General features: G+C 32.0%; 7 protein-coding genes. All 7 read left to right on the top strand.

Going from position 1 to position 5567, the window contains the following annotated elements; all coding sequences use genetic code 11:
• Positions 1 to 777, top strand: a 777-nt coding sequence (locus C7954_RS13195) for a Mu transposase C-terminal domain-containing protein (protein ID WP_166667734.1), incomplete at its 5' end; no start/stop codon positions are given.
• Positions 770 to 1570 (top strand): ExeA family protein, encoded by an 801-nt coding sequence (locus C7954_RS13190; RefSeq protein WP_089723074.1) that lies wholly within the window; start codon positions 770 to 772, stop codon positions 1568 to 1570. The genes C7954_RS13195 and C7954_RS13190, both read left to right, overlap by 8 nt.
• A 107-nt stretch (positions 1571 to 1677) precedes the next feature.
• Positions 1678 to 2034, top strand: a complete 357-nt coding sequence (locus C7954_RS14215; protein WP_081374642.1) for a (2Fe-2S)-binding protein — start codon at positions 1678 to 1680, stop codon at positions 2032 to 2034.
• Between the two features lie 76 nt (positions 2035 to 2110).
• Positions 2111 to 2392, top strand: a complete 282-nt coding sequence (locus C7954_RS13180; protein ID WP_073160928.1) for a hypothetical protein — start codon at positions 2111 to 2113, stop codon at positions 2390 to 2392.
• A gap of 283 nt (positions 2393 to 2675) precedes the next feature.
• A complete protein-coding gene (locus C7954_RS13175; RefSeq protein ID WP_073160926.1) occupies positions 2676 to 2855 on the top strand; it encodes a hypothetical protein in 180 nt (59 codons plus the stop codon).
• A gap of 72 nt (positions 2856 to 2927) precedes the next feature.
• Complete coding sequence (locus C7954_RS13170; protein WP_073160924.1) at positions 2928 to 4487, top strand: AAA-like domain-containing protein; 1560 nt, start codon at positions 2928 to 2930, stop codon at positions 4485 to 4487.
• A gap of 540 nt (positions 4488 to 5027) precedes the next feature.
• Positions 5028 to 5420, top strand: coding sequence for an AAA family ATPase (locus tag C7954_RS13165; RefSeq protein ID WP_073160922.1), 393 nt, complete (start codon positions 5028 to 5030; stop codon positions 5418 to 5420).
• Positions 5421 to 5567: the final 147 nt, after the last annotated feature.

Raw genomic sequence — 5567 nt, 5'->3', positions numbered from 1 at the left:
GAAATGTATGGTCCCTATCTTAACCTTGATGGTAAAAAGGTTAAAACTTTTCTCTTTGCCTTTATTGATGACTGCTCCAGGGTTATTACTTATGCTAAATTCTTAACAACAGAGAAGTTTTCTGCTGTGCAGCAGGTACTCTCAGAAGCCATTTTAAGAAGAGGCATTCCTAAACTTCTCTATGTTGACAATGGAAAAGTTTACCATAGTGATAATCTCCATTTTGCCTGTGCTTCTTTAGGTATTACCCTGATCCACACTAAGCCGTATGACGCTGCCAGCAAAGGAAAAATTGAAAGGTTTTACTTAACTGTCAGAAAAAGGTTTTTGCCTCTTTTAACTGATGAAGATTTATCTTCCCTGGATAAACTTAATCAGCGGTTTTTTAGCTGGCTGGAAAAAGATTATCACCGTAAGGTGCATTCTTCTTTAAAGATGACTCCTCTGGATAAATACATGTCCCAGATTAGTCAGGTTAAAACCTATGATGATCCTGAAAAGCTTAAGATGCTTTTTCTCAAAAGAGCTCAGAGAAAAGTCAGACATGATGGAACTATATCTGTTAATTCTAAACTCTACCAGGTACCACCAGTCTATATTGGCAAAAAGGTTAAGATCCGCTTTGATCCAGAAACATATGATAATATTTATCTTTATGAAAATGGTAAATGCATAACTAAAGCTGAGCCTGTGATTATGGCTGATAATGCTCATGCTAAAAGAGGTAATCCTATCTCCTTTGCTAAAATGACTGAAGGAGGCAGCAAAAATGTATAAATCTTTTTATTCTTTATCAGATAATCCATTTAAAAAAGAGATTGAAACTAAAGATCTCTACCAGTCTGAAAATTTAAAAGAACTTTCTGCCAGACTGAATTATCTTAAAAAAACAAGAGGTATTGCTGTCATTATTGGTGAACCCGGGAGCGGCAAAACTTCTGCCCTAAGAGCTATGGCTGACAGTGTTAACCCATCATTATTTAAGGTCATCTATTTTCCCTTATCTACAGGCTCAGTAATGGATTTTTACAGAGGCATAGCCATTGGCCTGGGAGAAGAACCCAAATTCAGAAAGGTAGATCTTTTTAATCAGGTCCAGGCTGCTATTTTAAAATTTTACAACGAGAAAAAGATTACTCCGATCATTATCCTGGATGAAATGCAGCTTGCTCCCAACAAATTCTTAAGTGATCTTGGTATTTTATTTAATTTTGCTATGGATTCTCAGAACCCATTTATTCTGATTTTAGCAGGATTATCTCACTTTATGACCAAGCTGAATTTAAATCATAATCAGTCCTTAAATCAGCGAGTGATCATGAAGTACCTGCTGAGTCCTTTAAACAAAGAGGAAGTCAAAGAATATGTTGAGCACCAGTTAAAACTTGCTGGGGCAAATCATCCGATATTCATACCTCAGGCTCTGGAGGCAATCGCCTTGAGATCAAGGGGCTTACCCAGGTTGATCAACAATATCGCAGTAAATTCTCTACTTTTAGGATTTCAACTTAAAGCAGAGCAGATAAACCAGGAAATTGTCTTCAAAGCCTGCGAAAAAGATACATTTTAAACTGAAAAATATTATTCAAATTAAAGGGGCTTATTTTTTAGTCCCTTGCTAATTTAATCTGCAAAATATTTTTATTTTTACTAATTTAATTTGAAAATTATGCTGAAATTTTAGCTAATTTAGGCTGGTTTAATCTGAAAAATTTAACTGGATTAACTTGCAAAATCACATCTGATTGCGAAACTGTCTATTTCAATAGTTCTGGAAAGATTTACTACAGCAAAGAAGATTTAAAGGTAGCAATCTGGTATAAAGATTTAGAAGATGATAAAGTCCCAATCTGTTATTGTTCTAATTTAACCAGAGGTGAGATAAAGGAAGCAGTAGATGAAGGTTACACAACTGCTGCTGAAATCAGAAAATATACCGGGAAATCAATTACAGGAAACTGTTTAACTGAAAATCCGACTGGTAAATGCTGTCATCAGGCTCTGGCTGACGAAATAGCAAGATATTCTAATTAAAATAATTTCTAAATTGATCAGAGTTTAAATATTAAATTTAATAAACTTAGTACACTGAATAAGGAGGAGATTATTTATGAAAAACTATGATCTATTTGTAGTTGGTTCAGGTATGGCTGGAATGAGTATCTTCAGAGCACAAACAATCCAAGAGTTTATGCTGCAGGAGTATGCTTTTAAAACTATTATAGATAAAGAGACCGAGACAGTTTTAGGAGCCCATTTAATTGGCCCTAGTGCTGAAGAGACTATTAACCTGTTTGCAGTGTTTATAAAAACAGAGATGAGGGTGACAGAAATCAAGAAAATAATATTTTCTTATCCAACTTTAGTTTCCGATATTTCTTATATGCTGTAAAAGTTAGCTGCTTTAAAATTCAAAGGTTTTTGTTTTTATAACAATACTTTATGATATAATAAAGGGGAGAATTTCAAAATGAAATGGGAAGATGAAGGTTATGAATATAATGAAAAGATATCTGGAGGTATTTGTATAAATGCTGTATTAGAATATGAAGATAATTGAGTGAGCAGATTATAACTTTAACTATAAATTACAAAATGTTATTGATAACTTAAACATCTTCTTAAAAGAGATAATTCCAGATCTTACAATTAAAATTAAAGAGTATGGGGAAGAATTGGATGAGAATGGTGATCCAGTTATTAAAATAGAGATGCTGGCAGAAAGAGGAGAAATTAAGATTCCTCTAAGATATGAATCAGATGGAATTAAATTAGGTGGGCAAAATGAAGAGGTTTATGAGAGAACGGAAAAACATAGAATAGCTAGAGCTTTTAAGACAGATCAAATCAAATAACTGTATTGATTTAATTAAGTTAACTGCTGTGATATAATAGGAATAACTTGAGCTAAAAATGAGGTGAGTCAAATGAAAGAATTTAATACTACAGGTGTCTGTATTCCAGAAAAACATTATATGGCTGATGTTAGTAAAAAAATTAAAGAAATTGAAAAGATGGTTGTAGAGGGAAAATATTTTACTATTAATAAACCTCGTCAGTCTGGAAAAACTACAATTTTATATTTATTAAAAAAACATCTGGAAAAGAAAGAGTATAGAGTTATTAGTATTACTTTTGAAGATTTTGATCAGGATATTTTTAGTAGTATCAATACTTTTTCTAAGGAATTCCTTTTAACAATTAGAGATCGTTTTGAATTTAGTGGAGATTCTAAATTTGTCAAATTAATTGAAAAAAAAGTAGATACTGTTAATAATTTTAAGGATCTTTCTCGTTTTATCACCACAATGATCAGAAAAAGCAATAAAGATATTGTTTTAATGATTGATGAAGTCGATAAAAGCAGTAATAATCAGCTTTTTTTAGATTTTCTCGGCATGTTAAGGAGTAAGTATTTGTTTGAGCAGCAAAATCAAGATTTAACTTTTAAGAGTGTAATTTTAGCAGGGGTACATGATGTAAAAAACCTTAAACTTAAATTAGCTTCTGATGAGGAACATAAGTATAATAGCCCCTGGAATATTGCCAGTGAGTTTAAAGTTGACTTTGAGCTGGAAAAAGATCAAATTGCTTCGATGTTAAATGAATATCAAGAAGACAGGAATATTGATCTGGATTTAGATTATTTTGCTGAAAAGATTTATTACTACACTTCCGGCCATCCTTTTTTAGTCAGTAAACTGGCAGAAATAATTGCTGAAGAAATACTGGCAGATAATGAGTTCAGCTGGCAGCAAGAATACCTTGATCAGGCAGTAAAAATTATTTTAGAAAAAGATCTTCCAAATTTCGATACCTTAATTAAAAATATAGAGAATAATAGTGATTTAGAAGATATGACAAAGGATTTATTGATTGAAGGTAAAAAAATTATTTTTAATAATTACAATCCTACAATTGAAAAAGGAATTCTTTATGGTATTTTTAAAAATGTTAAGGGCAGATTATTGATTCATAATAGAGTATATGAACAATTGATTTATAACTATTTGATATCCAAAATAGAGAATTCGATGGAAAGTGATGCTTTTGATTTCAGAGACAGTTTTATAGATAATAGTCAGCTTAATCTAAAAGCAGTACTGGAGCGTTTTCAGGTTTTCATAAAAGAACAGTATAGTTATCGAGATAGAGATTTTTTAGAAAGAAATGGCCGTTTGATTTTTCTCGCTTTTTTAAAACCAATTATAAATGGTAAAGGATTTGATTTCAAAGAAGTGCAGATTTCTCAGGAAAAAAGGCTTGATGTGGTAGTTACTTATCTTGAGCAGAAATTTATTGTAGAGTTAAAAATCTGGCGGGGAGAAGAATATCACAAGCAGGGATTAAAACAGCTGGCTGAGTATTTGGAAAGCCAAAATATGGAGCAGGGCTATCTTTTGAGTTTTAATTTTAATCAGAATAAGGAATATAAGGATGAAGAAATAAGAGTTGATAATAAGAAAATCTTTGCTTACTGGGTTTAATGGCACTGCGGTATTTAACGGTGGCTGAGGCTCATTGCGGTGAAATCACGGTGGGAAATAGAATAAAATTAGCATCTCAATTGGAGATGATTCACCCTCAGAGAAACTTCATTTTGTTCAGTTAATGATGGAGCTTTTCTGGGGGTTTTTTGTATAAGGAATAATAAAAGTTGTGTAAATTTAGTTTCAATGATAAATTTAAAACAGATTGAAGATAATTTAAATAAAGATGCCTTAAAAGAAGATATTTTAGGAAGTGCTAAATATGCGCAGGCCTGAAGTCCAGGTATATTGTCTGGTTATTTTTTTTGTCTATATAGTTTATTTTTTGATTGATTCGTTATATTTTATATCGATTTTTCTAAAAATATTGTTTTTTTATCACTAATAGTTGTATAATTTAATCAATGGTGGTGATCATATGAAAGAGAGAATGCTGCGTCTGCAGCAGGTGCAATTGAATAATTTTAAGAATGTTAGGCAGGGTCAGATTGATTTTAACAGCTATAAAAGTGAAGACTTTTTTCTAAAACATCAGATGTGCTGGGAATATACGGTCAGAATGGTTCTGGTAAAACTGCTTTTATTGAAGCTTTGTGGATACTTAAAATGGTCTTGCTTGGAGAATCTCTGCCGGGAGATATTAAGGATAATATATACCAGGTCTGTTTTCAGCATAATGATTCAGAGAGAATAAAAGGTGGAGATCTGGCAATAGCTCTTTCTGAGCCGACAACAGTTCCTGAGCGGGTCCTCTCTACTGTCAAAAATGTTATCGAGAACTTAAACATTGTCTTAAAAGAGATAATTTCAGATCTTACAATTAAAATTAAAGAGTATGGGGAAGAATTGGATGAGAATGAGGAAGAGGTTTATGAGAGAACTGAAAAACCTAGAATTGCTAGATCTTTCAAGACAGATCGAATCAAATAACTGCTTTGATTTAATTAAGTAATCTATTGTGATATAATAGGAATAACTTGAAGCTAAAAATGAGGTGTGTCAAATGAAGGAGTTTAATACTACAGGTGTCTGTATTCCAGAAAAACATTATATGGCTGATGTGAGCAAGAAAATTAA

Origin of the sequence: Halanaerobium congolense (assembly GCF_004366375.1) — a bacterium.
In the GTDB taxonomy this organism is placed as follows: domain Bacteria; phylum Bacillota; class Halanaerobiia; order Halanaerobiales; family Halanaerobiaceae; genus Halanaerobium; species Halanaerobium congolense.
This window is presented reverse-complemented; position numbering and strand designations above follow the sequence as displayed.